General features: G+C 70.1%; 1 protein-coding gene. It reads right to left on the bottom strand.

Annotated elements, in window-relative coordinates; genetic code table 11:
• Positions 1-39 precede the first annotated feature (39 nt).
• Positions 40-1,263: an IS30 family transposase gene (locus tag ACWDBE_RS39075; protein WP_449810363.1), complete on the bottom strand. Its 1,224-nt coding sequence runs from the start codon at positions 1,261-1,263 to the stop codon at positions 40-42.
• Positions 1,264-1,309: the final 46 nt, after the last annotated feature.

Here is a 1,309-nt window from a genome sequence, read left to right as displayed (position 1 = left end):
GGCGGTTTCTAGTGGTCGTTGCAACACGTGGTCGGTTGTCTAGGCCGCGAGGAGTTTAGCCAGGCGCTCGGCTGGGGTTTCCCAGCCGAGCGTCTTGCGTGGACGGCGGTTGAGCTGGTCGGCGACGAAGGCCAGGTGCTCCGGAGTGTGGATCGACAGGTCGGTGCCCTTGGGAAAGTACTGCCGCAGCAGTCCGTTCGTGTTCTCGTTCGAGCCGCGCTGCCAGGGGCTGGCCGGGTCGCAGAAGTAGACCGGGATGTCGGTGGCGAGCGTGAACTCGCGGTGGCGGCCCATCTCGCTGCCCTGGTCCCAGGTCAGGGAACGCTTCAGCTCGACGGGAAGCGTGCGGGCGGTGGCCACCAGGGCGTCGCGCACCGTCTCGGCCGTGTGGTCGCCGGGCAGGTGCAGGAGCATCACGTAGCGGGTCGCGCGCTCGACCAGGGTGCCGATCGCCGACTTCTGGTCCTTGCCGATGATCAGGTCTCCCTCCCAGTGGCCGGGGACGGCCCGGTCCTCGGCCTCGGCGGGGCGATCGCTGATCATGACCATCGGGTCGGCGAACCGGGGCTGGCGGCGGTTGGCCTGCCGCTGGGGCTTGCGCCGGGCGCGTCCGCTCCGCAGGGCGCCGGCCAGCTCGCGCCGCAACTGCCCTCGCCCCTGGACGTAGAGCGACTGGTAGACGGTTTCGTGGGCCACGTGCATCTCCGGCCGGTCGGGGAACTGTGCCCGCAGAGCGTGGCATATCTGCTCCGGGCTCCACTTCTCGTCCAGCATCGCCTGGACGGCGTCCCGCAGCTCCGGGTCCGACAGGATCTTGCGGGGCTTTGGCCGGGGCCGGCGGGCGTCGGCGCGGGCCTGGGCCGCGTGCGGCCGGTAGTGCCACCGGCCGCGGCTGCCGTCGGTGCGGTTTCGGCGGATCTCCCGGCTGACCGTCGACGGACTGCGGCCCAGCTCGGCCGCGATCTCGCGGATGGATGCCTTCTCCCGCAGCCGGTCGGCGATGTGGATCCGTTCGTCCTCGCCGAGGTACCTCGAACGTCCGCAAGGCGGCGCCACCGCTGCCAGCGGTGGCGCCGCCTTGTTCCCGCCGGACGAATTGCGCCCGTAGAGCCAACGCCTACCGGTCCGGTCGTTGATTCCGAGGACCCGGCACGCCTCGGCGTTGGTGTAGCCCTGCTGCATGAGCCGGGAGTATGCCTCCCGCTCCCGGATCAGCTTCACAGGCCCCTGAGCCGTCCGGTCCTCGCGGATCTCGAAGTCCAATGCATCCCCTGAACTGGGGTGTTGCAACGACTCCTAGAACCCAAGG

Source organism: Kitasatospora sp. NPDC001132 (assembly GCF_053598415.1).
This window is presented reverse-complemented; position numbering and strand designations above follow the sequence as displayed.